General features: G+C 39.1%; 23 protein-coding genes and 7 pseudogenes. 19 read left to right on the top strand and 11 right to left on the bottom strand.

Going from position 1 to position 22,427, the window contains the following annotated elements:
* The first annotated feature begins 25 nt into the window (after positions 1-25).
* Genes F967_RS06260 through F967_RS06245 form a run of 4 tightly spaced genes read left to right on the top strand, consistent with a single transcriptional unit; the run spans position 26 to position 2,672 of the window.
* On the top strand, positions 26-820 hold the full coding sequence (locus tag F967_RS06260; protein WP_004798888.1) for a PP2C family protein-serine/threonine phosphatase: 795 nt from the start codon (positions 26-28) through the stop codon (positions 818-820).
* Positions 810-1,031 carry a DNA translocase FtsK gene (locus F967_RS06255; protein ID WP_004798885.1) on the top strand — a complete coding sequence of 74 codons (222 nt, stop codon included), beginning with the start codon at positions 810-812 and terminating at the stop codon, positions 1,029-1,031. The genes F967_RS06260 and F967_RS06255 overlap by 11 nt, the downstream gene beginning before the upstream one ends.
* Positions 1,015-1,428, top strand: coding sequence for a formyl transferase (locus tag F967_RS06250; protein WP_004759927.1), 414 nt, complete (start codon positions 1,015-1,017; stop codon positions 1,426-1,428). Before F967_RS06255 ends, F967_RS06250 begins: the two co-directional genes overlap by 17 nt.
* Before the next feature lie 17 nt (positions 1,429-1,445).
* Positions 1,446-2,672 carry a PDDEXK-like family protein gene (locus F967_RS06245; RefSeq protein WP_004798883.1) on the top strand — a complete coding sequence of 409 codons (1,227 nt, stop codon included), beginning with the start codon at positions 1,446-1,448 and terminating at the stop codon, positions 2,670-2,672.
* Positions 2,673-2,715: 43 nt separating this feature from the next.
* Here the strand turns inward: F967_RS06245 and F967_RS06240 are convergent, their stop codons facing one another.
* From F967_RS06240 to F967_RS06230, 3 genes are all read right to left on the bottom strand, one after another.
* Positions 2,716-3,969 carry a serine hydrolase domain-containing protein gene (locus F967_RS06240; protein ID WP_004798881.1) on the bottom strand — a complete coding sequence of 418 codons (1,254 nt, stop codon included), beginning with the start codon at positions 3,967-3,969 and terminating at the stop codon, positions 2,716-2,718.
* 82 nt (positions 3,970-4,051) lie between these two features.
* On the bottom strand, positions 4,052-4,906 hold the full coding sequence (locus tag F967_RS06235) for a MaoC family dehydratase (protein ID WP_004798880.1): 855 nt from the start codon (positions 4,904-4,906) through the stop codon (positions 4,052-4,054).
* A 66-nt stretch (positions 4,907-4,972) separates the two neighbouring features.
* On the bottom strand, positions 4,973-6,364 hold the full coding sequence (locus F967_RS06230; RefSeq protein ID WP_004680907.1) for a 3-oxoacyl-ACP reductase: 1,392 nt from the start codon (positions 6,362-6,364) through the stop codon (positions 4,973-4,975).
* A gap of 224 nt (positions 6,365-6,588) precedes the next feature.
* Here F967_RS06230 and F967_RS06225 point away from each other — a divergent pair, with 224 nt between their 5' ends.
* The 7 genes and pseudogenes from F967_RS06225 to F967_RS13670 form a co-directional block, all read left to right on the top strand.
* Positions 6,589-8,115, top strand: a complete 1,527-nt coding sequence (locus tag F967_RS06225) for an acetyl-CoA C-acetyltransferase (RefSeq protein WP_004680908.1) — start codon at positions 6,589-6,591, stop codon at positions 8,113-8,115.
* 122 nt (positions 8,116-8,237) lie between these two features.
* Positions 8,238-8,477 (top strand): annotated as a pseudogene (locus tag F967_RS06220) (IS4 family transposase); the annotation flags it as partial.
* A 1-nt stretch (position 8,478) separates the two neighbouring features.
* Positions 8,479-8,780, top strand: a pseudogene (locus F967_RS14150) (IS30 family transposase); the annotation flags it as partial.
* A gap of 100 nt (positions 8,781-8,880) precedes the next feature.
* Positions 8,881-9,426: a crossover junction endodeoxyribonuclease RuvC gene (gene ruvC, locus F967_RS06210; RefSeq protein WP_004677756.1), complete on the top strand. Its 546-nt coding sequence runs from the start codon at positions 8,881-8,883 to the stop codon at positions 9,424-9,426.
* Positions 9,427-9,609: 183 nt separating this feature from the next.
* Positions 9,610-10,066: pseudogene (locus F967_RS13680) on the top strand (helix-turn-helix domain-containing protein).
* Positions 10,056-10,466 (top strand): annotated as a pseudogene (locus F967_RS13675) (transposase); the annotation flags it as partial. The pseudogenes F967_RS13680 and F967_RS13675, both read left to right, overlap by 11 nt.
* A pseudogene (locus F967_RS13670) lies at positions 10,465-11,357 on the top strand (IS4 family transposase); the annotation flags it as partial. The pseudogenes F967_RS13675 and F967_RS13670, both read left to right, overlap by 2 nt.
* Positions 11,358-11,494: 137 nt before the next feature.
* On the opposite strand, the pseudogene F967_RS06195 reads toward F967_RS13670, so the two are convergent.
* Positions 11,495-11,620 (bottom strand): annotated as a pseudogene (locus F967_RS06195) (transposase); the annotation flags it as partial.
* A 35-nt stretch (positions 11,621-11,655) separates the two neighbouring features.
* Positions 11,656-11,781: pseudogene (locus tag F967_RS06190) on the bottom strand (transposase); the annotation flags it as partial.
* 93 nt (positions 11,782-11,874) lie between these two features.
* On the opposite strand from F967_RS06190, the gene F967_RS06185 reads away from it, so the two are divergent.
* Positions 11,875-12,462: a hypothetical protein gene (locus tag F967_RS06185; protein WP_004759915.1), complete on the top strand. Its 588-nt coding sequence runs from the start codon at positions 11,875-11,877 to the stop codon at positions 12,460-12,462.
* Positions 12,463-12,533: 71 nt separating this feature from the next.
* Here F967_RS06185 and ftsY read toward each other — a convergent pair whose 3' ends face one another.
* The 3 genes from ftsY to F967_RS06170 form a co-directional block, all read right to left on the bottom strand.
* Positions 12,534-13,655, bottom strand: coding sequence for a signal recognition particle-docking protein FtsY (gene ftsY, locus F967_RS06180; RefSeq protein WP_004680916.1), 1,122 nt, complete (start codon positions 13,653-13,655; stop codon positions 12,534-12,536).
* Positions 13,656-13,774: 119 nt separating this feature from the next.
* The gene (locus F967_RS06175) at positions 13,775-14,104 is read right to left on the bottom strand and encodes a hypothetical protein (RefSeq protein WP_004798872.1); all 330 of its coding nucleotides are present in this window, start codon (positions 14,102-14,104) and stop codon (positions 13,775-13,777) included.
* A 107-nt stretch (positions 14,105-14,211) separates the two neighbouring features.
* Positions 14,212-14,574: a hypothetical protein gene (locus F967_RS06170; RefSeq protein ID WP_004758213.1), complete on the bottom strand. Its 363-nt coding sequence runs from the start codon at positions 14,572-14,574 to the stop codon at positions 14,212-14,214.
* Positions 14,575-14,801: 227 nt separating this feature from the next.
* Between F967_RS06170 and F967_RS06165 the strand changes: the two genes are divergently transcribed.
* The 3 genes from F967_RS06165 (at position 14,802) to F967_RS06155 (ending at position 16,280) form a co-directional block, all read left to right on the top strand.
* Positions 14,802-15,035, top strand: coding sequence for an SEL1-like repeat protein (locus F967_RS06165; protein ID WP_004677767.1), 234 nt, complete (start codon positions 14,802-14,804; stop codon positions 15,033-15,035).
* 298 nt (positions 15,036-15,333) lie between these two features.
* Entirely contained in the window at positions 15,334-15,711 is a 378-nt protein-coding gene (locus tag F967_RS06160) for a DUF2750 domain-containing protein (RefSeq protein WP_004677770.1), read from the top strand.
* 137 nt (positions 15,712-15,848) lie between these two features.
* Entirely contained in the window at positions 15,849-16,280 is a 432-nt protein-coding gene (locus F967_RS06155; RefSeq protein ID WP_004758215.1) for a CBS domain-containing protein, read from the top strand.
* A 63-nt stretch (positions 16,281-16,343) separates the two neighbouring features.
* Here F967_RS06155 and F967_RS06150 read toward each other — a convergent pair whose 3' ends face one another.
* Positions 16,344-17,558: an aspartate aminotransferase family protein gene (locus F967_RS06150; RefSeq protein ID WP_004798870.1), complete on the bottom strand. Its 1,215-nt coding sequence runs from the start codon at positions 17,556-17,558 to the stop codon at positions 16,344-16,346.
* Between the two features lie 163 nt (positions 17,559-17,721).
* Here F967_RS06150 and grxD point away from each other — a divergent pair, with 163 nt between their 5' ends.
* A complete protein-coding gene (gene grxD / locus F967_RS06145) occupies positions 17,722-18,063 on the top strand; it encodes a Grx4 family monothiol glutaredoxin (RefSeq protein WP_004639270.1) in 342 nt (113 codons plus the stop codon).
* Between the two features lie 52 nt (positions 18,064-18,115).
* On the opposite strand, the gene F967_RS06140 is transcribed toward grxD, so the two are convergent.
* Positions 18,116-18,439 (bottom strand): hypothetical protein, encoded by a 324-nt coding sequence (locus F967_RS06140; RefSeq protein WP_004798867.1) that lies wholly within the window; start codon positions 18,437-18,439, stop codon positions 18,116-18,118.
* Positions 18,440-18,518: 79 nt separating this feature from the next.
* Here F967_RS06140 and F967_RS06135 point away from each other — a divergent pair, with 79 nt between their 5' ends.
* Together F967_RS06135 and F967_RS06130 are read left to right on the top strand one after the other, a co-directional pair.
* The gene (locus tag F967_RS06135; RefSeq protein ID WP_004798865.1) at positions 18,519-18,944 is read left to right on the top strand and encodes an HD domain-containing protein; all 426 of its coding nucleotides are present in this window, start codon (positions 18,519-18,521) and stop codon (positions 18,942-18,944) included.
* A gap of 55 nt (positions 18,945-18,999) precedes the next feature.
* Complete coding sequence (locus tag F967_RS06130) at positions 19,000-19,923, top strand: LysR family transcriptional regulator (RefSeq protein WP_004798864.1); 924 nt, start codon at positions 19,000-19,002, stop codon at positions 19,921-19,923.
* A 19-nt stretch (positions 19,924-19,942) separates the two neighbouring features.
* On the opposite strand, the gene map is transcribed toward F967_RS06130, so the two are convergent.
* Complete coding sequence (gene map, locus F967_RS06125; protein WP_004798862.1) at positions 19,943-20,740, bottom strand: type I methionyl aminopeptidase; 798 nt, start codon at positions 20,738-20,740, stop codon at positions 19,943-19,945.
* Positions 20,741-21,092: 352 nt separating this feature from the next.
* Here map and brnQ point away from each other — a divergent pair, with 352 nt between their 5' ends.
* On the top strand, positions 21,093-22,394 hold the full coding sequence (brnQ, locus tag F967_RS06120) for a branched-chain amino acid transport system II carrier protein (RefSeq protein ID WP_004798860.1): 1,302 nt from the start codon (positions 21,093-21,095) through the stop codon (positions 22,392-22,394).
* The last annotated feature ends 33 nt before the right edge of the window (positions 22,395-22,427 follow it).

Raw genomic sequence — 22,427 nt, 5'->3', positions numbered from 1 at the left:
CACTTTCTCCTCATCAGGACTCACCGTGACTGATCTCTATTATGAAATGCAGGCTTTAACATGGCGAGCAAAACCACCCATTCAACAAGATGCAATCTTGATTGGAAATAAAGTAATTCAGCATGATGGCTTGATCAGCAAATGCTATCTTTATCAAAAAGATGATGATTGGTGTGCTGCTGTTTCAGATGGTGTCAGCAGTAGTCCAAAAGCGGAACAGGCATCAAAATGCGTTTTAAACAGTGTTTTACAACAAACCCAAACTCAGCAACGGATTCATTTAAAACAAGTTCAAGATGATTTAAGCCAGTATTTAGCAGGCAACTCAAAGACTTATGCTTCTAGTGCCACTTTGGCAGTCGTTACACCCTCTAGCCCATTTGGATTTGTCAATATTCAGCATTTAGGTGATAGTCGAGTCTACTTATTTAGCAGCCATAATCAATACTGGTATGCCCTGACCCAAGACCATAATTTCATTACAGAAATGCAGCAAAATGGTGAAGCAGAAATTAAAGCAAATGAACAATATGCCAGTTTCTATTACATGCTGAATCATTGTTTTTGTGCAGATTCTTTACATGAAGTTCCCGAATTTTCTCCCAAAGAAGAATATTTGGTTGTAGGAGATGCTCTCTTGATTTGTAGCGATGGTGTGCATGATGTGTTGGAATGCAATCACTGGAAGCCTTTAATGCCTGAAACTCCATTAAAAACATGGTTATTAAATATGAAAACTGCCCTCCATCAAAATCATTCTTTTGATAATGTTAGTATGATTTTGATTCGTCTCACACAGGAAAACCAACATGCAAAATAATGAGGATTTATTACAACAGGCAATTTTATTTGTTCAAGAAGTCGAACACATTTCTGTTTCAAGCTTACAAAGAAAATTTTTAATCGGTTATCAACAGGCGAATAAGTTACTCGAGTGTTTGATTGAAAATAAAATTTGTGCAGTAGATTTTACACCTCATTATGGTCATTTAGTTTACAAGCAAGGAGTTTCTGATGCCAAGAATACTTAAAAATATAGATCAAATTGCGCTTGAGAAACAACGTGATGTTTTATATTTGCTTTTTCATAAGAACTATAACGACATTTTCCACAATGAAGATCTTTCAGTTAAATTTCACTATGAAACCTGTATTGCTCGTCAACAATTGATTGAATGGTTAGAAAAACATGAAATTGATTTTTCCGAATGTTTTGGCTGGTCATCTCGAAGTGGAATTATGTCAATGCCTTATCTGGGTGAGATTTACCTTGATGTACCCTTTGATGAAGCTAACCCAAAATATCAACTGTTATATAACCACCTAGAAAATTCTGATGGCAGTATGAAAATAGAAGGCGTTACTTGGTATTACTGCCCATTGAGTGAGGCTTTAGAAAATCATGCCCAGAACTTAAATGATGATTAATAAGTAAAGGAAATTAAATGAATCTCAATATATCTAAACTACTTAATCAAGTTTCCTATGAATTAAAAGCGCTTGAACTAGCACGACAAAAATATAAAAAACAGCTTGCCCCAAATTTTTCAATATTTAATTATATTTATACAGATGAAATGATGCTAAGTAGAATCATTGCTGATTTATTAAACCCAAGTGGTGATCATGCACAGGGGCATCTATTTCTATCCCTATTTCTTCATCAATTGGATTTACCTGATGATTGGAGAAATATTAATTTAGATCATGCAGACATCACTGTACAAACAGAGAAGACGATCAGAAATGGTCGAAGAATGGATATTTATATCCATATTAAAATCGCTCAGCAAAGCTATGGTATCTGTATTGAAAATAAACCATTTGCTGCGGATGGTGATCAACAATTACAAGATTATGCTAATGAAATGAGCTTTCTTTTTCCTCAAAATTGGCATCTTGTCTATTTATCTGGGTATGGTAATGAACCAGCAGAACATAGTGTCAAACCTGAAATCTTAAAATCATGGTTAGACCAGAAAAATTTCAGCCATATTACTTTCCCTGACTTAATTAGCTGGCTAAAACAAGCTTTAACTGAATGTCAAAATGACAAAGTGATTTATTTTATAAAAGAGTTTAAACATTATATTGAAAAGGAATTTTTATCAATGAATGATATTTCAGAACAAAATCATATTTTAAACATAATCTTGCAAGATCCTCAGCATATTCAAGCTACATTTGAGTTATTAGGAGTCAAAGATCAATTACAAGACTCTTTGATTCATAAACTTGAACAACAACTACAGAGTGCTGCCCATCAGAAAGGCTGGTATATTACTGACCGTATTTCTCGTGATCACTGGGCTGGATTAAATATTTTTTACACACAAAAACATAAGCTATGTTTTAGAATAGAATTTAATTATTATAACTATCGAGGATTTTTTATAGGAATCGCTAAACGAGAGGGAAATCTAGCTGCCCCTGAACTATTCCATCAAATTCATTCAGCCATATCAGAACTCTTCCCCCATGAAAAAGTTAAACAAAGTGAATGGTGGGCGGCATATATTGATCAAAAAGATATATGGGATTGGCAGACACATACCCATGTTTGGTCAATGATTGAATCAGGCGAATTATGTCAACGTATCACGCAATATGCAGAACTTATTTACCAAGCACTGAATCAGAAAAATTTATTAGATGAATTCAATCTTAGTTAAAAAATCTCCCCCATTCACCCTTTTATTGAATGGGGGAATTTTGTTAAAACCATCCTTTCCATCCCTTTAAAATTGAATCTGTACAGCGCAAGGCTTCCTGACTCAGTCCCCACAGACGATAATCCCCTGTTGCGGAGGTCACGTTAAAATTATGGATATAAGCAAAACTCAATTCACGGTCAGGATCACACCACGCACCTGAACCATTAAAGCCCATATGTCCAAAGCCATGTGGTGAACGCTTACCCATCGTTAAAATACGGTGATAACCCAAACGCCAATGCATTGGAATTGGCATCACCCGATCACGTGCTTTGCTTTGTACTGTACTCAGTTGCTTAAATACTTCTGGACGAATCAATTGTTGACCATTCCACTGCCCTTGATTAGCAAGCATGGCATAAACTTTAGCCAGACTATCTGCGGTAAAGACACCATTTGCCGCTGGAATGACGGCTTGTAAACCAGCATCGCTATAAAAGCTAAAATTACGCATGCCTTTTGGAATCATGGCATCCTGAAAATCTTGAGGACTTTGCCCAGAAAGTTCTAGTAATTTTTCTGATAATGATACTTTACGTGGTTGATCAGTTTTTTTAACTTGTGGCTTTGGTGCAGATGATTTTTTAGGTTTTTCCAGCAAACGAGCAACCCGATCCAGCTCAGAAGCAGGCACGCCAAAATATGCGCCATCCAACCCAAGCGGTTGCACCAAATAACGTTGCATTAACCAACTTAAAGGCTGTTTCGCCGCTTTTTCAATGACCCCACCTATGAGCCAACCATAAGTCAGCGGTTGATAAGCAAAACTTTGTCCTGCTGCAAAACGTGGAGCAGCCGCCGCCATTAGCTCTAACATATGCGACCAATCCAACATTTCTGTTGCTGTCTCAATCGTATTGCGAATATCAAATAAACCACTTTGATGCGATAAAACATGACGTAATGTAATATTGGCTTTACCATTTTGGGAAAACTCAGGCCAATAATGTGCAATAGGCTGATCATAATCCAGTAAGCCTTCACTTACTAAAATATGTGCAAGCGTTGCTAAAATTCCTTTGCCTGTCGAATAACACATTGCCAAAGTATCAGATTGCCAATCTTGTTCTTGAGATTTTTTACCAGTAAAAATATCAACAACTTTCTGACCTTGGAAATATACCACCAATGCAGCGCCACCTTGATGGCTTCTCGCATCTTGCAAACGACTGAATTGGGTTGCTAAGTCAATAAAACGATGATCAACCTTGCCATGATAGTTATGCGTATCGGCAAATAAAATCTCTTTAATCAATGCACATATCCTTATGACATTTATATTTTTTAGAATAACCCTCTTGCGAACAAAAGGGCTGACTCAACAATACTATTCAGTATTAAAGTGCTTTCACTGTTCCCGCAACATGTGGCTTTTTAGATTTAACGTTACGAATCAAGAAGTCAGTTTGTTTTGATTCGGCAGCTGTTAAAAACTCAACAGTTGATGGTAAATACATCGGCAATTTAAACCAAACATCTGCTTCATAAGCAGCGGGTAACTCAATACTCGCCAAAGCTTTTGCCTTACTCCACATGCCATGAGCAATCGCTTGTTTAAAACCAAATGCTTTAGCTGTGACTGCATGAATATGAATCAAGTTAAAATCACCTGAAATCAATGCATAGCGGCGACCAATATTCTCAGAAATATTCCATTCAGCTTTTGGTTGATATGCAGGCTCTTTAGATTCTTTCGATTTTTCAGAAGCTTTTTTCTCAGTTTTTTGACGTGATAAATAAGTCGTTAAACTTTCCATCACCACTTCACCACCCACTTTGGCAGTTGTAATGAAATCGAATTGTAAGCCTTTATCATGTGGCTGAAGTTCGCCAAATTTACATGACAACGTAATTTGCTCATTCACACCGATTTTACAAGTTTGCTTGATTTGGTTACGAATATGCACCAATCCTAAAATCGCAAATGGAAATGCTTCACTTGTCATCATGTGCATTTGCAGACTTTGCGACAGTACTGCTAGATAAATTGCTGGTACAAAACCATCATTTTTAAAACCACAAATTTCGTTATAGCTTTCTAAATGTTTTGAATCAATGTTAAGCGTATCTACCACATATTCCACTTGTGGTAATGCTTTTTCGCCTTTTGGCTTTTTAAAAATTAAACCTTGAATAACTTTTGGATAAGCTAAGTAAGGCTTTGGCAATTGACTAAAATGGCGTGTATTCATAATGAACCTTTCTATATTTTTATAAAAAAGGGATGCACAAGCACCCCTCTTCAAAACTTTTAACGCTTAAGCGCCCAACAAGCTTTGACCGCATACGCGAACAACGTTGCCTGTCACACCTGTTGAACCGGTAGAAGCATACCAAGCAATTGCTTCAGCAACATCTACAGGTAAACCACCTTGGTTCATTGAGTTCATACGGCGACCTGCTTCACGAATCGCAAATGGAATCGCAGCAGTCATTTGAGTTTCAATGAAGCCTGGTGCAACCGCGTTGATCGTAATACCATTCTTCAATGTTGGTGCAGTAAATTTAACCAAACCAATTACGCCTGCTTTAGACACTGCATAGTTGGTTTGACCCAAGTTACCCGCGATACCGCTGATTGATGATACACAAACGATACGACCATTTGCATTTAAACCATCATTAGAAAGTAAGTAATCGTTAACACGTTCAATTGCAGACAAGTTAATGTTGATGACTAGATCCCAAAGCTCTGGCTTCATGTTTGCCAAAGTTTTGTCACGAGTAATACCTGCATTGTGAACGATGACATCCAAACCGCCTAGTTTAGCCGCAGCAGTTTTAATTTTCTCGCCAGCGTCAGCAGCAGTAATATCGATTGCCAATACTGAACCGCCAATTGAACCCGCAACACGCTCAAGATCAGCTTGTTGTTGAGGAACATCTAAGCAAATCACATGTGCGCCATCACGTGCCAATACTTGTGCAATTGCTTCACCAATACCACGGCTTGCACCCGTTACGAGTGCAGTTTTACCCGCAAGTGGCTTAGCCCAATCTAATTTCACTATTTCTGCTTTAGAAATACGGATCACTTGACCAGATACATAAGCAGAGCGTGGTGAAATTAAGAAACGTAAAGTAGATTCCAAGTTTGCTTCAGCACCTTGATCTACATAAACCACTTGAGCAGTGATACCCTTTTTGAATTCTTTACCTACTGACTTGATAAAACCTTCAAGCGCACGTTGAGCAATGGCTTGTTTTACAGTTTTCGCTGTTTCAGGCGTTGTACCAATGACGATTACACGGCCAGAAGTTGAGATTTGACGCGCGATTGGATTAAAGAAGTTGTACAACTCTTTTAATTGTTCTGAATTTTGGATACCAGAAGCGTCGAATACGACTGCTTTAAACTTAGATTCTTTATCATCTGCATTCAAAGGACGAAGGTTTAAACCTACTTTTGCAGCAGTTTGCTGTAATTCAACGTTATTGCCTACGTAGCTATCTGCATGGATATTACTAAGAACCTGTGCAATAGAAGCGGAAATAGTGCTTGAAGGTGCTGCGCCAAGCAATACGGCACCATTTACAACAGGTTGGCCACTTTCAAAACGATCTAAGCTAACTGGTGACGGTAAACCTAAATTTTTTACAACAAATTTACCCAAAGGTGATTGTGTAAATGCTTGGTATTGATCGGTCATGATTATTATCTCTCATACAAATGAATTTTTTACAAACATCTAAACCATGTCAGCAAAATAACATGAAACCAATGTTTGATTGACTCGCAATAAATCATACTTGACTTCATGTCTGGATGTCTTGACCTGAATGTGGTCTAAATCGTCATTCTAGTCAATACAGCAGTATTGGAAATATGCTATGGTTATAGCAAGAATATCGCAATTATGCTTGGAAAAGCCTTATGAGCAAAACAACTCAAGAAAATCCAGCAGTCGAGAATTCTGCTCAAGAGACTGTGTCAAATACATCAAAAGCAACTTCTGCTCCAAGTAAAAGTGCTGACGCAACTCCTAAAGCAGCAAGTACGGCAACTAAAACGACTCGTCCTCGTTCTACCAGTCGTAGTACAAAAAGCACTGCTTCTTCTACATCTACAAAAGTAGCACCAGCTAAAACAACCAAACCTTCTGTTCAACAGGATAAAAGCATGAGCCAAAACACTGTTCGCCGTGTTGCCATTATTGGCGGTAACCGTATTCCTTTCGCACGTTCAAACGGCGCATATTTCACTGCCTCAAACATGGATATGTTCACCGCGACATTAAACGGCTTAGTTGAGCGTTTTAACCTACAAGGTCAACGTTTAGGTGAAGTGGTTGCAGGTGCGGTATTAAAACACAGCCGTGACTTCAACATGACTCGTGAGTGTGTTTTAAACACTCAGCTTGCACCAGAAACTCCAGCTTATGACATTCAGCAAGCATGTGGTACTGGTTTACAGGCAGCTTTCCTTGTTGCAAACAAAATCGCTTTGGGTCAAATCGAAGTGGGTATTGCAGGTGGTGTAGATACAACTTCTGATGCACCGATCGCTTTAGGTGATGGTTTACGTAAAGCTTTGCTTGAGTTGAACATTGCTAAAACAGGTAAAGATCGTTTAAAAGCTTTATCTAAAATCAATGTTAAAGATTTGATGGACGCACCTAAAAATGGTGAACCACGCACTGGTTTATCTATGGGTGATCACCAAGCAATTACTGCCCTTGAATGGGGTATCGCTCGTGAAGATCAAGACGCTTTAGCAGCTTCTTCTCATCAAAAAATGGCAAAGGCATACGAAGAAGGTTTCTTCGATGACTTAATCACGCCATTCTTAGGTTTAAGCCGCGACAACAACTTACGTGCTGACTCAACTGCTGAGAAATTAGCAAAATTAAAACCAGTATTTGGCAAAGGCGAAGCTGCAACAATGACAGCGGGTAACTCTACTCCACTTACTGACGGTGCTTCATGCGTACTTTTAGCTTCTGAAGAGTGGGCTAAAGCAAATGGTCATGAAGTTCTTGCTTACTTGACGTTCACTGAAACTGCTGCAGTTGATTTTGTTGGCAAGAAAGAAGGCTTATTGATGGCTCCTGCTTATGCAGTTCCACGTATGCTTGAGCGTGCTGGTCTTAAACTTCAAGATTTCGACTATTACGAAATCCACGAAGCGTTTGCATCACAAGTACTTTCTACTTTGAAAGCTTGGGAAGATGAGAAATTCTGTAAAGAGCGTTTAGGCTTAGATGCACCTTTAGGTTCAATTGATCGTAGCAAATTAAACGTTAAAGGTTCTTCTTTAGCTGCGGGTCACCCATTCGCTGCAACTGGTGGTCGCATCATCGCCACTGCTGCGAAAATCTTAAACCAAAAAGGTTCAGGTCGTATCTTAGTTTCGATTTGTGCTGCTGGCGGTCAAGGTGTAACAGCAATTATTGAAAAATAATTGCCACCCTAATCAATAAGGGGCTAGGTCTTTGGATTTAGTCCCTTTTTCCTTTGTACACGACAAAAATAGATAACTCATTCAAATAATGTCATAATAATTGTCTTCTAACGACAAATACTATGACACATCTCAACGAGTTATATCTTATCTTAAATAAATCTCTAAAATGGAACAAGTCACATTTAAAGTGCTTTGCGCTCATCATGCTTGTGATCATTTTAAAGCAAACATGCAATCTTTCTTCTGCATCTAAAGCCTTCCCCATCCAGTGCTTACCACAATCATTTTATCGACGTATGCAGCGCTTCTTTGCAGGTCAGTATTTTGATTATCGTCAAATATCTCAGTTGATTTTCAATTGACCGTGGAGGTGAGATGGCAGAACATAAAATACTCGAAGAAGATTTAGGCATAGATGTATATTTCTGTGACCCACATTCACCCTGGCAAAAAGGCACATGCGAAAATATGAATGGTTTAATTAGGCAATATTTACCTAAAGGGATTGATTTAAATCAGGCAGATCAGCATTATTTAAATCAAGTTGCCATGTCACTGAATACTCGTCCTAGAAAAGCGTTAGATTGGCTCACACCATTAGGAAATTTGCTCAGCTTGTTGATTATCATAAGGCTTTTAAAACTGTCGCACCTCATGTTTGAATTCGCCATCCTATATAATTCAAAATACTACAAAAATATTATGCAGTAAAAAAACTATTATGTAACAATATTGGAAGTTTGTTAATTTCTTTAGTGCCTCATGTCGTTCATTATTGGTATTGATCCTGGTTCACGTTTAACAGGTTATGGAATTATCGAAAAAGATGGTAACAAATTGCGTTTTGTTGATGCAGGAACCATTCGTACCGAAACACAAGCAATGCCTGAGCGTTTAAAACGCATTTTTGCGGGTGTTGAGCGGATTGTTAAGTTTCACGGTCCAACTGAAGCTGCGGTCGAACAAGTATTTATGGCACAAAACCCTGACTCTGCCTTAAAACTTGGTCAAGCACGTGGCGCTGCGATTGCAGCATTGGTGAATTTGGATTTAAATGTAGCGGAATATACAGCACGTCAAATCAAGCAGTCTGTAGTGGGCTATGGGGCTGCTGAAAAAGAACAAGTGCAAATGATGGTAATGAAATTACTCAATCTTAGCATTCAACCACAAGCAGACGCCGCCGATGCGCTTGCTGCCGCCATTTGTCATGCTCATGCTTCAGGAAATATGAGCAAAATGGCAGTATTGAATGCTTTAGGTGGAATGGCGCGAGGAAGAAGTCGTTCGAGCAGTAGACGACGTTAGAATGCTAGAAAAATGCTATTAATTACCCCAATTTCAACTTTTTAAGTGATTGAAATAAAAGAGGTGGACCAGAAAATTTGAATAACACCTATAAGTGATATATTGCTCCCCAAATGATGTTATAAGTTGACAAAAACAACTAATCGTGCGAAAAGGTTTTTTTTAGTTAACAGATGTTCACACATGCCTCGAATTGTTTCTGTACCACTTAGTGTAGAACAGCGAGAACGACTCATTTTTTCTGGCCAAACATGCAAAAGATTGGCGTGAAAGACAGCGCGCCCAAACTATTCTCTGGCTTTCCGAAGGTAAAAGTGTTGCGGAAGTTGCCACTCTACAAGAACGTATCCCAGAAACCATAACGCTACAACGCCGACGTTGGGAATTTTATGAGTTTGAATCGATTAAAGAAGGTCATCGCTCAGGTCGGCCCAATACATTGATCTCAGACTATCAGGCGAAAATCCTAGATTGGGTCAATACAAGTCCACTCAATGCAGAACAAATCCGAGTCAAACTACATGAAGAATACGAAGTGTCCGTGTCTGTTGAAACCATTCGTAAGTTTTTACGTGATTCAGGTAGGGTCTTCAAGCGTACCCGTCATAGCTTGAAAAAAAAGAGATCCGATTGCATTTGAACAAGCAACACAGCAGATTAAAGAATTACGAGAGCAAGCGGCACGTGGTGAAATTATATTAGGTTATGTTGATGAAACAGGGTTTTCATCTAAACCTGATAACCGCTATGCGTGGACAAAGATAGGTGATGTTCCTGCGGTTGATGTAATAAGATTAAAACGAGTTAATGTCATGGGGTGTTTGCTTTCAACGGGGAAACTGGTGACAAGTTGTTTACAAGAGTCAGTGACAAGCACTTGGTTTTATGCCTATTTAACTGGAATAGCTCAACAAGTAAAACAGACGTATAACCTTCCATTGGTTCTTATTGTTGATAATGCCTCGATTCATAGAAGTAAAAAGATGGCTGATTACAGAGAGCTACTTAAAACTAAATTTTCGACGAATCTGTATTTTATTCGACAAAGTGCAACTGAATTTAGATAGAACCAATTGGAAATGGGGAAAACGAAATATTAATATCCTGATGCTCGCGATCGTTTATCGTGGAATAGCGATACCTATCCTTTGGACATTGCTTAATAAACGTGGAAATTCAGATACGAAAGAGCGTATTACCTTGATTCAACGCTTTATATCCATTTTTGGTAAAGACCGTATTGTGAATGTGTTCGCAGACAGAGAGTTTATCGGTGAGCAGTGGTTTATATGGTTAATTGAATAAGACATCAACTTCTGCATTCGTGTTAAAAAAACTTCATTGTCACCAATCATTTAGGAAAGAATCATAAAATTAGTGATTTATTTCGCCATCTTCAGGTTGGTCAAATTGAATGTCGTAAACGACGGATTTTGGTTGGTCGGGTGAAACTATATATAAGTGCACTACAGTTAGAAAATGGAGAGCTTTTACTCGTCGTTTCTCCTCAGTTTAATGGTAATGCTATTCAGGATTATGCATTACGCTAGGAAATTGAAACCTTATTCAATTGTTTCAAGGGACGCGGGTTTAATCTTGAAAATACGCGCTTGACAGACCCTGGACGAGTGAAAAAATTGATTGCGGTGTTAGCTATAAGCTTCTGTTGGTGTTACTTAACGGGTGAATGGCAACATGATCAAAAAAAAGCGATAAAAATAAAGAAGCATGGACGACTCTCAATGAGTTTATTTCGCTATGGTTTAGACTATGTTCAAATGGCGATTCAGCGTTTAATTGGTTTTGGGAAAAAAGAAGAGTTTAAGGAAATTTTGGCAATTTTAAGAAAGCACAAGCCTGATAGGATAAGGGTTCTGTACAATTTGTCGTGTACAGAGATCAAATTTATATTATTAAAATATTTGCACTAATTTTACTCCCCCCCAATTTCAGGGCTAGACAATTTTAGGAAATTATAGTCAAACTACTTTATTATTCATACAGGATTCGAAAAAAACTCGAAATAACTCATCGACTGAGTTGTATTGGTTTTATAATGATTTGACTATATACGTTTCTTCCATTCAACAATGGTATTTTTATTAATTTCAAATTGTGCAGCTACCGCTCGAATAGAATAACCTTCCTCAAGCTTAGCTAAAATTTTACGTCTAAAATGTTCTGAATAACTCATTGCACCATTGTATTGGTTTTATAATGATTTGACTATATACGTTTCTTCCATTCAACAATGGTATTTTTATTAATTTCAAATTGTGCAGCTACCGCTCGAATAGAATAACCTTCCTCAAGCTTAGCTAAAATTTTACGTCTAAAATGTTCTGAATAACTCATTGCACCATTGTATTGGTTTTATAATGATTTGACTATATGACTAAACTACACTCATGTATAAAAATTGTTTTAATCTGTACGGGGTAATGGAAAATGAAACGCTTATCTTTAAGCTTAGCCACAGTCGCACTTTTATCTGTATCTTTAACAACACAAGCAGGTTTTTTAGATAATGCCTTAAAAATTGCTCAAGCAGTGCAAAGTGGTGATACAGGTGCGGCATTAAATCAGGCTGCCAATATGGCAACAGCACAAAAACAACAAGCTGCACCAGCAACAGCCTACGTTGATACAACACCTTATTCAGTTGCGCAATTGGGTGCGATGGACTGCGCTGCACTTGCAGTATCTTCAGCCACAGCACAACGTGAAATCAAGAGCTTGCAAACTCAAGCTGAACAGTTTGACAATTTACAAACTCAGGCACAACAAGAAGCAGCAAGTAGAGGTAACGCAAAAGCACTCGGTGGTTTATTATCGATTGCTGGAAATATTATGGCGCAAAAAGGCAGCAGTTCTGCAAGCACATTAAGTACGCTGGGCAATAACCTTTCAACAACTCAATCAGAAGCTCAACTACAAACCATGAATTCTGATGCATTGCTCAAAGCTTACAAAAAACACGAAGCTGATTTAGAAAATATCAAAATCTATCAAAAGAGCAAAAGCTGCAAAATCTAATCAATACCCAATCAAAAAACATCCAGCTTAGAGCTGGATGTTTTTTATGCATGATAAAGACCAAACATTCTCTATTTATCCGTCTCAAACAACGCTGCAACGAAAGACTTAGCCGAGAAAGGACGTAAGTCATCAATCTTCTCACCCACACCAATATAGCGAATTGGCACATGAGTACGGCTTGCGATATTGAATAACACACCACCTTTGGCTGTACCATCCAGCTTAGTAATGGTAATACCAGTTAAACCCACTGCTTCGTCAAAGAGTTGAACCTGATTAATGGCATTTTGACCTGTACCTGCATCTACAATCAGCATGATCTCATGTGGTGCAGTTGCGTCAATCTTCTGCATAACACGTTTAACTTTTTTCAGCTCTTCCATGAGGTTGGCCTTATTTTGTAAACGCCCTGCGGTGTCGGCAATCAGTACATCAATGCCTTTGGCACGCGCACTTTCAAATGCATCAAAAATTACTGAAGCACTGTCAGCACCATGTCCTTGAGCCACTACAGGAATGTCATTACGCTCACCCCAGATCTGTAATTGCTCAGTCGCTGCTGCACGGAACGTATCACCTGCGGCGAGCATGACTTTCTTGCCCTCACCCTGCAAACGCTTGGCAAGTTTACCAATGGTCGTGGTTTTACCCACACCGTTGACACCCACCATCAAAATCACATAAGGCGATTTATTCGGGTCAATATGTAAGGGCTTTACGCGTGGCGCAAGTAAGGCAACCAGTTCTTCCTGTAGTGCTTTATACAATGCATGTGAATAAATCAGGTCACCACGTGCGGTTCTTTCAGTCAAATTGGCGATAATGGTTTTGGTCGCATCAACACCAATGTCTGCAACCAGTAACTGCTCTTCGACCTCTTCCAGCAGTTCATCATCAATTTCTTTACCGCCGATCAGGATATTGACCATACCATCAGTAAAGCTACGGCGGGTTTTGGTCAGGCCATCTTTCATACGACCAAAGAAACCAGCAGATTTTGTGTCATCCTGCTCAAAGACTGGCGTTGATGGTTGTTCTACAGGCGTGGGTGCAGATGTTGCAACTGTGGTTTTTACAACTGGTTCAATAATGGGAATATCGACAGCAGGTAAACTCGGCAATGTGACATCATCATCACCGATGTCAGCATCTATCAAGAATTTATTTTGCACATTCGATTGCTGTTGCATGTCGATTCCTTGAGAATAAAGCAGCTTTTTAAAAAGATTGATAGTCTAGCACAAATTGTTTTCTTTTTCCCGACTGAGCCAAACCATTCATTTATAAATGAAAATGAGTCGATTAAAACTTACTCATCCTCTTGTTTCATTGCTGGATATTGTTTAATACGGTTTGATTCAAATTGATAGGCATTCAAAAGCTTTAGGTAGTCTACGCGGCGAATACTGGAATGTCTTAAAACAGCTATCGCCATATGCTGTGTTCTGGGATGGCTGGCTTGTTGTGAAAAATAAATCACCTGTTGATATTGCATTATATTGACAGGGAGTTGTAAGGCATTATAGGCAACGATAAAAATTGAAAAAAGTATTATCGCGACCAGAATATTACAAAATTGATCGACTTTTGTCCCAAACCGAGACTTTAAAACCTGATGTTTAGAAAATAAAGACAACATAACTTACCTCAAAGCTATGAAGTAGTGTATGTGTCTGGTTCATTAAGGACAAGCCTAACGTTCAATAAGTCACAATGAAACAACTTATTGAACGTCCAGAAACTTTATCAATAATTAACCAAGGTACGGACAAAAGCGAAATATAAAATAAAAGCGATGATCACCAAGGTAATAAAAATTGCAAACATCCCTACACCACTCTCTGCATCGGCTGGGTGCAATTCATCATCATCGGCAATATTTTTTAGCTCGCCGTCATAAATCTTAAAAAAGCGGTCCTTTTGTTCAGGGCTTAAATGGCTGGCAAAATCGTAGACACGCTTGCGCTGGGCCAAGCAATAATCACCGAGATGAATTTCCTGATGGAAAATGGCTTCATCCAGTAATTTACGATGATGATGAGCCAAAGTAATAATCTGGCTCTCTAATGGTGGAACATCAATGCTTACACCATCAATTACATTTGACATATTGTTCTCCTTTTCTCTTATTCTCACTTTGATTTTACTTAAAATTATTTTCGACAAATGTTTAATCGTGTAAGCTTTTATTTACGAAATGACACGCAATATATTTGACAATTCAATCAATTTTGTCATAATAATTTAACAATTTAAAGTTAAAGTAGCTTAAATTCAAAGTAAAGTTTCTTTGAATAGAATTTGCGGTAATCATAATTAAAATAAGGAGTTATTATATGATTCAACACTTTACACACCATGAACTAGAGCATGTATATGCTAATGCGGTAAATACAATTCAATCACAAAAAAACTTTCTAGATGCAGTGAAAGAGCTTGAAGAAGTAGCGAAAGCAGGTCACGGCAAAGCGGCATTATTTTTGGCAGAATTGTATTATCAAGGCTTCCGAGTCGAACGTGACTCATTGAAAGCACAGTATTGGCAGAAGATGGCAACCCTACAAGCATAAAGAAACGTCCTTGCGCTACATCAAAGCTTTAATCGCTTTGATCTGCTCAGGTGGCGTTTTTTAATGCCTGCGCAAAATCCGTTCCTATCTTTTTATCCTATATCACCGTTCTTCACTGCACATTCCATTTATCTTACACAGGTCAAAGTGTTAATCGCATCAAAGTATCAATCACTTTATTTTGCATTTTCTTAATACATACAATATTTGCTTACGATTTAGATGAATTGTTTAAACATAAATGACATCTAAATTTCTTATAATAAAACATAAGTTTAAATAAGATCAGTTTAATAATATGTATCGGTTTAACCACTTTCAACCAGTATCACGTGAGTTGATGATTAAGATTTCAATTCTAAAAACAATAATGTATTGCGGTGTTCTTTGGGGTTTATATCATCAAGGCTGGGCAATCAAATCTGATCACGACGGTCATGTCTTTCCTTTCTGGCTGAACGGTGTTCAGGCACATCGTTATGCCAAGGCGCATTGGAAAAATTACACACCACGAAAAATTACACCAAAAGATTTTCATGAATCTTTATTGCCAACCCTAACCCGTCTACAAGTTGAGCCTGCTTTATTTAACTCGTCACATCGCAAATTCAAGCTTTCAACACAGCAAATGCAGCATTTCTTTTTTATGCAGCATCAATCTGTAGCGACTGCCTAAAGTTTCCATTGTTACAATGATGACTTTTTAAACATTCATGAGAAAAAGTTATCATTGTGGCTCAATTAGCACTTTGCAATTAAAACAAATACCGTTAAGTTAAATGAAAATGACAATACAACACAGGTGGATAAACAATGACAATCGTTGCTCAAGTCATCAAGAATAAAGCAGTACAATCAATTTTTACAATCTCACCAAATGCGACTGTACTTGAAGCAATTAAAATTATGGCAGACAAAGGTGTCGGGGCACTGGTGGTTGCAGAAGATGAAAAAGTGGTTGGAATTTTCTCTGAACGTGACTATACCCGTAAAATCGCCTTGATGGAACGTACATCAGAAAGCACTCTAGTCTCAGACATTATGACATCCAAGGTCATTTCAGTCGGCTTGAACCATACGGTAGAGGAATGTCTACAGCTCATGACTGATCGCCATTTACGTCATTTACCTGTACTGGATCAAGAAAAGCTGGTGGGTTTTATCTCAATTGGTGACTTGGTTAAAGCAGCAATGGAAGATCAACGCATTCTGATTGAACAACTTCAACAATATATCTCTGGTTAATTATTTAGCCATAAAAAACAGGGCAATTCACTGCCCTGTTTTTTTATTTTTAACAACCTAGAACTATGCTTTTAGAAAGTTCTGGATTGCAGGAACAAGACGTTGCAACAACTCATCTGCCTGAGCTTGAGTCATGTTGAGTGGCGGTAACAAACGAACCACGGAACCAGCCGTGACATTGATAATCAATTTATATTGATCACGGGCAATCGCAACCAGTTCAGCACAGTCTTTTGGTAGTTGAATACCAATCATCATACCAAAACCACGCACCTGTACATTGTAACCAGCCAATTGCGCTTTGAGTTGATCCACGATATAGGCACCGATAGTAGCAGCATTTGCAACCGCATTTTCTTTTTCAAGTGTATCCAGTACTGTATATACCACTCGCGAGCCCAACACTGTGCCACCATAGGTTGAACCGTGGCTGCCTGCACCCAGTAAACCGACCGCTTTACCCTGGGTCATCACCGCCCCAATTGGGAAACCATTGCCCAAACCTTTGGCTGTAGTCATCACATCAGGAACAATACTAGTATGTTGATAGGCAAAGTATTTACCTGTACGCCCATTTCCAGTCTGGATTTCATCCAGCATCATCAACCAGTTATGCTGGTTACATAAAGCACGGACTTCTTCCAGATAGCTAAAGCCTTGTGGTGCAGTATTGACTCCACCCTCACCCTGAATGGGTTCAATCAGGATTGCAACAATATCAGGATGATGGATTGCCGCTTCCTGAATCGCTTCCACATCCCCAAATGGCACACGGATAAAGCCCTGAACTAACGGCGCAAAGCCCTCCTGAACCTTTTTATTGCCTGTCGCAGACAAGGTTGCCAAGGTACGACCATGGAAAGACTGTTCAGCAACCAAAATTTTTGGATTGACAATCCCTTGTTGCGCACCAAATTTACGGGCAATTTTAATTGCGCCTTCATTTGACTCAGCACCGCTATTGGAGAAAAAGATCTCTTCCATTCCAGAAACTTCAGCCAATTTCTGGGCAGCGGCGGTTTGCCAAGGAATTTCAAATAAGTTACTGGTATGAATCAAGGTTGCGGCCTGTTCAGCAATCGCTTCCGCTATCACAGGATGAGCATGACCCAATCCACATACGGCAATCCCAGTCAAGGCATCTAAATATTCTGTCCCATCCGCCGTATATAGATACGCCCCTCGTCCTCGTACAAAGCTGATCGCCTGGCGACCATAAGTTGCCATAAGGTGTGTTGGTTGATCAGGCTGTACAGGAGCAAGAGTGATATTAGTCATAACAAACTCAATCTATCATTAATTGTAATGGAAAAAGTTATATAAGCAAAAACTTGCGTAGATTGAAAGCATAAACTCACATTTATATAAGAAAAATCTTTAACAATAGCTCGTAAACTGTTTTTCAGTATATAATTTGACAAGATTAGTTGAGGATCTATCTATGACGGAACAAGCGCGTGATACAGTAGCGTTAATTCGTGATCAAATTGCGAAACACCCTGTTTTACTTTACATGAAAGGCACTCCCCAATTCCCGCAATGTGGTTTTTCTGCGCGTGCAGTAGAAGCACTTAGCCAAATTGGTCGTCCATTTGCCTATGTAAATATCTTGGAAAATCAAGATATTCGTGCAACTTTACCTCAAATTGCCAACTGGCCTACTTTTCCACAATTATGGATCAATGGCGAACTTATTGGTGGCAGCGATATCATGCTTGAAATGTTCCAGAATGGTGAGTTAAAGCCATTAGTTGAGCAGTACAGTCCAGCGCCTGAAGCCTAAGCTGTAAAAGCAGAAAGCCAATCAAATGATTGGCTTTTTTATTTGCCTAAACTTACTGTTCACTAAAACCAACATAGCGGAACATTCCCTCCACGCCCAAATCTGCCTTATAGATTTTCATTTCAGGATAGTTTGCCTGCGTCACAGTCATAAAAACATTCATGTTTGGATCTTCATGAATTTCTTCAATGGACTGTGTTAAAACATCCTCAAAACGGTCTGCAATAAATTCAAAACCCAAATCCATCGCCATAAACAAAGTATGTTCACAAGGCTGAATATATTGTTCCTGCTCCCAGTCCAAAACAGCATGCTGGCAATATGGACATAAAATATTCTGGGTAGCATCGACAATATTGATGAGTTGATATGACATAATAATAAAGCATAAAGAATTTCAGTCAGTTTAAAAGAATATGACACGCTAATCTATCTTGAATAGGAGGATTAAGCTGATGGCAACCCTTGAACAAGCGATTGCATTCGCAGCAAAACAACACGCAGGCCAAGTTGATAAAGCCAATGCACCCTATATTTTACATCCATTGAGAGTCATGCTAAATGTACCCAATATTGAACATAAGATTATTGCTGTGCTACATGATGTCTTAGAAGATACTGAGACAAGCATCGAAGATTTACAGGCGTTGGGATTCCAACCACACATTATCGAGGCAATCGTTGCACTGACCAAACAAAAAGGTGAGTCACGAATACAAGCCGCTCAACGGACCGTACAAAACCCTTTGGCGCGTGTTGTGAAATTGGCAGATATCAATGACAATATGGACTTGTCTCGGATTTCATCGCCAACAAGCAAAGACTTTGAGCGACTAAACGAATATAAACAGGTTCGGGATATTTTGACCCAAAATGTTTAATCATCACGTTTATACTGATTTAACTTGATGACAAGAAATTGGAGCTTATAGCGTAATGCTGACGGATTTAGATGATTTTTATTGCTTTGCGCTTGTGGTTGAATATGGTGGTTTTAGTGCTGCTGAACGTGCAACCGATATTCCCAAATCAAAACTTAGCCGTCGGGTTTATAACCTTGAAGAGCAACTGGGTGTCCGTCTTATCCAGCGCAGTTCACGCCATTTTGCTGTGACAGACATTGGCATGGATGTCTATCGCCATGCACAGGTAATGATGAATGCAGCGCAAGCTGCCCATGATGTGGTGAATCATTTAAGCAGTCAGCCACGTGGTGTTATCAAGGTCAGTGTACCTGTGGATATTGCCCAGAATCAAATGGCAAAAATATTGCCCGCTTTTCTAAAAACATATCCAGAAGTTCGTGTGCAGATGATGGTGAGTAACCGCCGTGTGGATGTCATTAATGAGGGCATTGATTTGGCGTTGCGTGTGCGTTCCAAACTGGACGATGACCCGAATCTGGTTTTAAGACAATTTGCAGCCATTGAACAACGTCTTTTTGCCAGCCAGGCCTATTTAAATGAATTCGGGCATTTAACCACACCTGAACAACTGTCTGAACATCGTATTATCAGCATGGCTGAAGAGCATCTTGACCAGCATTTTCTACTGTCAGGTCCAGATCATCAGCAACAGAAGAAAATCAAGGTCAATCCTGTGATTATGGGTTCGAACTTGTTGATGCTGGCAGAATTAGCCAGTCAGAATTGTGGAATTGCCCTATTGCCTGATAGCATCGCTCAGGATTTCATTAAATCTGGTCAATTGGTGAAAGTATTACCAGAATGGACTGCGCCACATGGAATCTTCCATGCAGTTTATCCATCACGTCGGGGCTTGCTGCCAGCGGTTCGTGTATTCATCGACTATCTGGTTGAACAACTTACCCTATGTTCCACGATAAAAAGACCCGATTAAGATCAGGCCTTTGCTGCATTTATGAAATAGCAGGATAATGCCCTGTTCCCTCTGGCCAAGGGGTGAGCAGTTCAAAACCATCCTCTGTCACGGCAACCATATGTTCCCATTGTGCTGAAAGAGATTTGTCCTGTGTCACCACTGTCCAGCCATCACTCAACTCTTTCACCTGCGCCTTACCTGCATTTACCATCGGCTCAATGGTAAAGACCATGCCTTTTTTCAATACCATGCCCTGACCTTTCTGGCCATAATGCAGGATATTGGGTTGTTCGTGGTAAACACGTCCAATACCATGCCCACAATATTCACGGACAATACTATAACCATGAGCTTGAGCAACAGATTGAATTGCATAGCCAATATCGCCTAATGTTGCTCCAGGTCTGACCGTACGAATACCTGCCAACATTGCATCATAAGTCGTTTCAACTAATTTCTTAGCTTCAGGGCTTGGTTCACCTACAAAGTACATCCGACTGGTATCGCCAAAATAACCATCTTTAATCACAGCCACATCAATGTTGAGAATGTCACCCTCCTGCAAAATCTTTTTGGCAGAGGGGATGGCATGGCATACTTCTTCATTGACAGAAATACAGGTTGTTTTGGTAAAACCGTGATAACCCACATTGGCAGGAATAACCTGCAAAGTGTTTACGATGTAATCATTACATATATCATCTAAATATTCAGTTGAAACACCTGGCTTTATATAGGCACCAATCATTTCTAGAACTTGTGCTGCCAAACGCCCTGAGATACGCAATTTTTCAATATCCTGTTCCGTTTTAATGGTCACAGTAGAAGCTCTCATTCGAGATATTCCTTATGTAAAAATCAAATTAATTTCGTAATGCAGAGCCATTTTTATACTGCATTCAATATTTCAGTAGTTTTACGCCTTAGCTCTCAAATCTTCAATCTTTTTACGACTGAAAGACACTTTTTATTTTACATTTAATTTCGATCAACATCATAGGAAAAAAGTATAACAAACGATATTTTTTACTTTTAAAATCTTTTCAAACAATTAAGTTTACCAAAGCTAATCCTATGATTTTAATCATTTCTTTTTAGACAAAAATAAACCGTTTTTCACATAAAATTGGTTTCAAATGACAGCATTTTTATTCTAAAATCCGCACTTTTATTTTATACCTCCCTTTATGAACCAACTTCGTACAGGAGATATTATTGCCTTGGGGTTTATGACCTTTGCACTGTTTATTGGTGCAGGCAATATTATTTTCCCCCCTATTGTTGCCCAGCAGGCTGGTGAACACGTATGGCTCGCTGCATTTGGTTTCTTAATCACCGCAGTTGGTCTACCTGTAATGACCATCATGGCCTTGTCACGTATGCAGGGCTCAATTGAGTTCATCAGTTCCCCTCTTGGTCGTTTTGCCAGCTTATTACTGACCATAGTCTGTTACCTATCGGTAGGCCCGTTATTTGCGACACCACGTACTGCCACCGTTTCTTATGAAATTGGTTTTGCACCATATTTTGGTACATCCAGCAGTAGCCTACTGATCTACAGTGTAATTTATTTTGCTTTTGCCGCAGCAGTTTCTCTTTATCCAAATAAACTGCTTGATACAGTCGGACACGTACTGGCACCATTAAAAATTGTTGCACTTGCAATACTGGGCATCGCAGCTTTTGCCATTCCGACAGGTTATATTTCTCCACCGATTAACCATTATGTCAACAGTCCAGTTTCCGAAGGCTTTGTCAGTGGTTACTTGACCATGGACACCTTAGGGGCGCTGGTATTTGGTATTGTGATTATTCAGGCCATTCAATCCCGTGGAGTAACTGATTCCAAGCTGATAACCAAATATGCAATTATCGCAAGCCTAATTGCAGGTGTAGGCTTAACCCTTGTTTATATCAGTCTGTTTAAACTTGGTTTAGGCAGCCATGAAGTCGCGGCAAATGCAGATAATGGTGCAGTCATTCTGCATGCCTATGTGCAGCATGCCTTTGGTGACCTAGGTTCATTGTTCCTGGCTGGCTTGATTTTTCTGGCATGTATGGTCACTGCGATTGGCTTAACCTGCGCATGTGCTGAATATTTTAATGAATTAACTGGTTTACCCTATAAATTACTGGTTTTTATCCTGATTGGGTTTTCACTGTTAATTTCCAACTTGGGTTTAACCAAACTAATTGCGTTTTCCGTTCCTTTATTAAGTGCAATTTATCCGCCAGCAATCGTGGTGATCATGCTCAGCTTTTTCTGGAAACACTGGAACAAGCCATCGCTGATTGTAGGTTCAGTGACCGCCATCGCTTTCCTTTTCGGTATTGTAGAGGCAATTAAAGCGGCTGGTTTTACAGAACAGTTACCACAATTTATTGATCACTTGCCATTAAGTGAACAAAACCTTGCCTGGTTACTTCCATCATGTGCCGTTCTTATGATTGCAATTGCAATTGACCGATTATCAGGTGGCAAGAATTAAAATGATTTGTCGTTAAAACGATGTTTTACCCAA

This window comes from Acinetobacter sp. CIP 102637, from assembly GCF_000368425.1.
Classification (GTDB): Bacteria; Pseudomonadota; Gammaproteobacteria; order Pseudomonadales; family Moraxellaceae; genus Acinetobacter; species Acinetobacter parvus.
This window is presented reverse-complemented; position numbering and strand designations above follow the sequence as displayed.

What these genes read in the sequence shown, in the direction of transcription:
- F967_RS06250 (WP_004759927.1), top strand. Translation starts at nt 1,015, where the DNA reads ATGCCAAGAATACTTAAAAATATAGATCAAATTGCGCTTGAGAAACAA.
- F967_RS06140 (WP_004798867.1), bottom strand. Translation starts at nt 18,439, where the DNA reads ATGTCATATCAACTCATCAATATTGTCGATGCTACCCAGAATATTTTA.
- ruvC (WP_004677756.1), top strand. Translation starts at nt 8,881, where the DNA reads ATGTCGTTCATTATTGGTATTGATCCTGGTTCACGTTTAACAGGTTAT.
- F967_RS06155 (WP_004758215.1), top strand. Translation starts at nt 15,849, where the DNA reads ATGACAATCGTTGCTCAAGTCATCAAGAATAAAGCAGTACAATCAATT.
- brnQ (WP_004798860.1), top strand. Translation starts at nt 21,093, where the DNA reads ATGAACCAACTTCGTACAGGAGATATTATTGCCTTGGGGTTTATGACC.
- F967_RS06185 (WP_004759915.1), top strand. Translation starts at nt 11,875, where the DNA reads ATGAAACGCTTATCTTTAAGCTTAGCCACAGTCGCACTTTTATCTGTA.
- F967_RS06130 (WP_004798864.1), top strand. Translation starts at nt 19,000, where the DNA reads ATGCTGACGGATTTAGATGATTTTTATTGCTTTGCGCTTGTGGTTGAA.
- F967_RS06230 (WP_004680907.1), bottom strand. Translation starts at nt 6,364, where the DNA reads ATGACCGATCAATACCAAGCATTTACACAATCACCTTTGGGTAAATTT.
- F967_RS06175 (WP_004798872.1), bottom strand. Translation starts at nt 14,104, where the DNA reads ATGTTGTCTTTATTTTCTAAACATCAGGTTTTAAAGTCTCGGTTTGGG.
- grxD (WP_004639270.1), top strand. Translation starts at nt 17,722, where the DNA reads ATGACGGAACAAGCGCGTGATACAGTAGCGTTAATTCGTGATCAAATT.
- ftsY (WP_004680916.1), bottom strand. Translation starts at nt 13,655, where the DNA reads ATGCAACAGCAATCGAATGTGCAAAATAAATTCTTGATAGATGCTGAC.
- F967_RS06225 (WP_004680908.1), top strand. Translation starts at nt 6,589, where the DNA reads ATGAGCAAAACAACTCAAGAAAATCCAGCAGTCGAGAATTCTGCTCAA.
- F967_RS06255 (WP_004798885.1), top strand. Translation starts at nt 810, where the DNA reads ATGCAAAATAATGAGGATTTATTACAACAGGCAATTTTATTTGTTCAA.
- F967_RS06160 (WP_004677770.1), top strand. Translation starts at nt 15,334, where the DNA reads ATGTATCGGTTTAACCACTTTCAACCAGTATCACGTGAGTTGATGATT.
- map (WP_004798862.1), bottom strand. Translation starts at nt 20,740, where the DNA reads ATGAGAGCTTCTACTGTGACCATTAAAACGGAACAGGATATTGAAAAA.
- F967_RS06165 (WP_004677767.1), top strand. Translation starts at nt 14,802, where the DNA reads ATGATTCAACACTTTACACACCATGAACTAGAGCATGTATATGCTAAT.
- F967_RS06245 (WP_004798883.1), top strand. Translation starts at nt 1,446, where the DNA reads ATGAATCTCAATATATCTAAACTACTTAATCAAGTTTCCTATGAATTA.
- F967_RS06150 (WP_004798870.1), bottom strand. Translation starts at nt 17,558, where the DNA reads ATGACTAATATCACTCTTGCTCCTGTACAGCCTGATCAACCAACACAC.
- F967_RS06135 (WP_004798865.1), top strand. Translation starts at nt 18,519, where the DNA reads ATGGCAACCCTTGAACAAGCGATTGCATTCGCAGCAAAACAACACGCA.
- F967_RS06170 (WP_004758213.1), bottom strand. Translation starts at nt 14,574, where the DNA reads ATGTCAAATGTAATTGATGGTGTAAGCATTGATGTTCCACCATTAGAG.
- F967_RS06235 (WP_004798880.1), bottom strand. Translation starts at nt 4,906, where the DNA reads ATGAATACACGCCATTTTAGTCAATTGCCAAAGCCTTACTTAGCTTAT.